Source organism: Methanobrevibacter sp., from assembly GCF_045577275.1.
Lineage (GTDB): Archaea > Methanobacteriota > Methanobacteria > Methanobacteriales > Methanobacteriaceae > Methanobrevibacter.
The window spans coordinates 1-3,812 of sequence record NZ_JAZNIB010000039.1; the positions used below are offsets into that span (position 1 = coordinate 1).

The window sequence follows — 3,812 nt, forward strand, 5'->3', positions numbered from 1 at the left end:
CATTTCTCCAGCATTTTCACGTGCTTGCCTAATCGTTTCTGATTTTTCTGCATAAGCTTCTATAATTGAAAACATATTTCTCCTCTTCAATTCCATAATTAATATACTATTTATTTTTTTTAATAAAAAAGGATATTAGAAATAAAGGTAAAGAATAAAAAAAGCAATGCTATCTTCTAGACAATAATCTTCCTAAGAAGGACTCCTTATTTTTACTAACTTTAACATCTAATTTAGACTCAAAATCAGGTTCGACCAATCTTATTTTTTCTTCATAATGCCTTATCTTTTTTATATGAACATCTTGGTCATCTGCAAGCTTAATTATATCCAAATAATACCAAATTCCAGTTTTATAGGAATTTATAGCCAATTCCTCATACTTCCCCTCAAAAATGCTTTCCAAATCATCACCAAAAGTGAAAAATAGCTTAGTCAATTCGAGAATGCGAAGATACCATTCCTTATTGACTCTTTGTGCATAGGCATCATTGGTCATTTTGCTTCTATTTGCATCTCCTGAATTCTTAAAAGTAACTGCAGTTATCTGAAATACACCACCGATTTCCCAAATTGCTTCCATCTCTTTGTCTTCATCCATTTGACTATCCTTTATTGACTTTAGGACTTTAGGAGATATATTGATCATTTTCCGGATATATGGAATTATTTCAGTAACTTTAGCCTTTTCAGCATTTAGATAAATTATATTCAATTGGGCATTAAAATCGTTAGGATTTCTTTTTAAAGCAGATTCATAATAGCTTAATGGTTTTTTAGGATGAAAATCCTTGGTCTTTTCAGTTATGGAACCTTTTTTTGATTCAAAAGTCTTTTGGTCAGATATCACATCATCTGTAAGCTCTATAACCTCAAATGCGGAATACTCTCTGCCACAATTAGTGCAAATGTACATCTCTTCCTTTCTAGCGAACTTATTGCTTCCACAGTCCTTGCAATGAATTTCCATCATATGATTATCCTCTTAAAAAATAAAATTAACTAGTAAAATTAAAAACATAGTATTTAATATTCTTTATAATCTTATTTTAAAAACGATAAATAAGTATTTTGCGAAATTTCATTAATCGGTTAAGATTTTGAAAAATAGAAATATAAAAAAATAAATACTCATAATAAAAATAGAATTAAACAAAAGAAGGAATGGGGGAAATTCATGATAGGCGACGATGACTTTTTCATGCAAAATGCAGACTATCACTATGGAGCAAGCGATACAGAAAAGATGTATGGAAGAAACTATGATGATTCTGATTTTGGAGGATACTATCCAAGAACTTATGGAGGAACTGGATCAACCGGCCAAAATGCCAGCTCTGAAAATGACAACAGCGGAAAATATTGCCTTGCAGGAATTCTGATTGTTCTTGGGATAATAGTTATGGCAACAGTTGTTGTGCCTGCAGTCACTAATTCCATGGAAAGCTCAGTCATCGTAGATGATTTGAAAATCACCAGATACATTTATTCAAGCCAGTATGATTCAAAAGTCTCCACTGATAAGGGATATGAGATTACATACAATCAGAGAAGTTTTGGAACTCATGCAATAAATGTTATCTTCTACTCAAAAAATGGGAAAGTCTTGTATAATGACAGCAACTATGTAGGAACTGCATACCTTGGAGATGTGCCATACATAGTGTATTTTGATGGAAAAGCGGATTATGCAATATTTGAAGTATACAGAACCCATTTGGATTCCGGCAAGTGCATATACCGTGAAAGAGTGGATGTTGATAACAAAAATGTGAAAAAAGAGTTTATTAATTATGATACTCTGTATAATTAAGTCTCATAAATAAAAAGAGATAAAAAAAGAGATAAAAAAAGAAAAAAAGATTGAAAAATAAGATAGTTAAAAAATAAAAAAAAAAATTATTAAAGTTCCCGTAAATTCAAGAAAAATTCCGCTTGTTCATTAGTTCTGATTATATGCACAGGCTTGAATTGAGCACCACCTTTACCCAAAGCATCCATTTTATCCTTAAACATCATTTGGGCACCAGGTTTCTCAAAATAGACATCTGGCGCTTGAAGATAATCTATCTCATATCTCCATCTAAATTCAGGATTAATATTGCATAATTTTTCCAAAAAGACTTTTGAAAGCTCTTCTCGAGATATGGAAAACCTTCTTTCATCATCAGTTTCTATCATGACAACATATTGTCCTGGAACTGCTGAAAAATCAGCATAAACTTCATAATCTTTTAAAGTCAAGTCAAGTTCATCAAGAGTCTCTTCAACAGCTCTTTTAAACATTATTTCAGTTGTTTTTTCAGCAGCCATATTAATTGTATTATTGACACGGTACATGAATTCTACAGTTGGAGTCTCATTATAAAAGCCAGTCACTTTAATGGAATCGCTTAAACGATAACGGTAAAGGCCAACTAAGCTAGTGACAACAAGTTGGTATATTTTACCTACTTCGAGCTCATCAATAGTCACGCATTTACTGAAATCATCACCATAATCAAGATCCAAGAATTCCATAAAGGAACTGTCTGGAACAAGAATGCTATTGACATCATCAACGCCTTTAGTAACAGACCACAGACCTTCAGATGATTGAATGCCCATGTAAATACTATGTATTTTGCCTCCATGGAATTGTTCCTTCAGTATCTTATCATAACTGGATAAGTCTCCTGTTCCTATTCCAACAATATATTGCAATTTTGGCCAAATTAGAGGCATGAATGGAATATCAGGACCATTTTTAAAGACCTCCCTTAATTCTTCCGCTCTTTCAGGCATAGGCTCTATTTTCTGAAGCAAGCTTTCACGCACATCATCTGGAAGAGTTATGCTGGAATCGATTGTTCCTTTTTCGATGTCATTGATAAGTATTTCATAGTTATTATGGAGATAAGTCATGAAAATAACAATAAGGGAGTATAAAGAAGCGGAGATTCCTACAATGTTTCTTTCCATCATTGCAAACCTTAGATGAATGTATTTTGTATCTATATCAGGCCCTGGAACCATAGCTTCTGCAGGAGAGGTATAAAGAGCCTTAAATAGGGAACTATAAGGTTCCAAATCTCCTTTAAGTGTATCGGCTATAATGGATGAGGCTGCACCTACTGTAATTCCACTGTCTAAAGTAGTATGCTTTCCTTCAACGAGAGAGAAAAACTTCCCTTCAACCCAGGAAGGATCAAGATACTTATCAAGAATTCCCTGCATATACTGACTTTCATATTTCATGAAGACTTCAGTCTGCTCATCAGTCAATGGAATTAACTTAGGATTTCCAGTAGTTCCGGAAGTTCTGTTCATATGATTGAAATTATAGGAAGTCAAAATATTTTTCTCACCTAATTTCATTCTTTCAATATCACAAGCAATATCATCATAAGTAATTACCGGAACCATTTTTTGATAGTCCTCGATGGAGCGAATATCTGCAAAATTATATTTTTTACCATATTCAGTATCCTTATTATCCTCTAATATTTTGAATAATAATTTACTTGATTCCTCTTTAGGATTTTTAGTTATTTGTTCAAAATACTTTAGAAATTTACGTCCGTTATCCCTGTTTTGTATGTTAATTTTTTTTGTAATTGACTCAATTTCCATAATATAATTTAACAAAGTTTTTGCTAATATATTTTTCCTCTATTTGAGCCCTAATTCGCTTAATTAAGTTAATTAACTATTCTTTTACAAAATACTCTACAAATATCAATTGAAAATAAGAAAATACATAAAAAAATATAGTAAAAATAGAATTTAACAAAAGAAAAAAGAAAGAGTCAGATGAAAAAATAATAAAAAAA

3 protein-coding genes are annotated in these 3,812 nt (G+C 31.8%); 1 reads left to right on the top strand and 2 read right to left on the bottom strand.

Annotated elements, in window-relative coordinates:
• Positions 1 to 169: 169 nt before the first annotated feature.
• Positions 170 to 973, bottom strand: coding sequence for a hypothetical protein (locus ACKI67_RS01310; RefSeq protein WP_407461590.1), 804 nt, complete (start codon positions 971 to 973; stop codon positions 170 to 172).
• A 204-nt stretch (positions 974 to 1,177) separates the two neighbouring features.
• On the opposite strand from ACKI67_RS01310, the gene ACKI67_RS01315 reads away from it, so the two are divergent.
• Positions 1,178 to 1,813, top strand: a complete 636-nt coding sequence (locus tag ACKI67_RS01315; RefSeq protein WP_407461591.1) for a hypothetical protein — start codon at positions 1,178 to 1,180, stop codon at positions 1,811 to 1,813.
• Between the two features lie 89 nt (positions 1,814 to 1,902).
• Here ACKI67_RS01315 and ACKI67_RS01320 read toward each other — a convergent pair whose 3' ends face one another.
• Positions 1,903 to 3,612, bottom strand: a complete 1,710-nt coding sequence (locus ACKI67_RS01320) for a GH3 auxin-responsive promoter family protein (RefSeq protein ID WP_407461592.1) — start codon at positions 3,610 to 3,612, stop codon at positions 1,903 to 1,905.
• Between the last annotated feature and the right edge of the window lie 200 nt (positions 3,613 to 3,812).

Excerpts from the sequence above, each read along its gene's own strand:
- ACKI67_RS01310 (WP_407461590.1), bottom strand. The coding sequence starts at position 973 with ATGATGGAAATTCATTGCAAGGACTGTGGAAGCAATAAGTTCGCTAGA.
- ACKI67_RS01315 (WP_407461591.1), top strand. The coding sequence starts at position 1,178 with ATGATAGGCGACGATGACTTTTTCATGCAAAATGCAGACTATCACTAT.
- ACKI67_RS01320 (WP_407461592.1), bottom strand. The coding sequence starts at position 3,612 with ATGGAAATTGAGTCAATTACAAAAAAAATTAACATACAAAACAGGGAT.